A 381-nucleotide genomic window follows, 5' to 3' on the forward strand; every position below is an offset into this window, starting at 1 on the left:
AACACCCTCACAGCCTCGCTTATGCGGGGCTTTTTCGTTTCTGGAGACTGACCCTTATGAGTTTTTTCCACGGCGTCACGACCACGTCGGTCGATACTGGCGCGCGCACCATCTCGCTGCCGTCGTCGTCGATTATCGGTCTGTGTGACACCTTCACACCTGGCATTCTCGGCGGTGGTTCAGCCAAGGCGGGCGAGCTGAAGCTGATCACCACCGAGCGCGAAGCCATCGCCGCTTTCGGCCCTGACTCGGCGATCACCAAGGCCTGTCAGGCCATCTACGTCAAAGCCAAGGCGGTGATCGTCGCCATCGGCGTGCCCAAGCTGGAAGACGCGGCCCTGCAAACCTCGGCGATCATCGGCGGCGAACTGGTCTCGGGTC

Annotated in this window: 1 pseudogene; it reads left to right on the forward strand. The window is 61.7% G+C overall.

Annotated elements, in window-relative coordinates:
* Positions 1–56 precede the first annotated feature (56 nt).
* Positions 57–381: pseudogene (locus AACY19_RS27515) on the forward strand (phage tail sheath family protein); the annotation flags it as partial.

Origin of the sequence: Pseudomonas sp. EA_5y_Pfl2_R50, from assembly GCF_963970475.1 — a bacterium.
Classification (GTDB): Bacteria; Pseudomonadota; Gammaproteobacteria; order Pseudomonadales; family Pseudomonadaceae; genus Aquipseudomonas.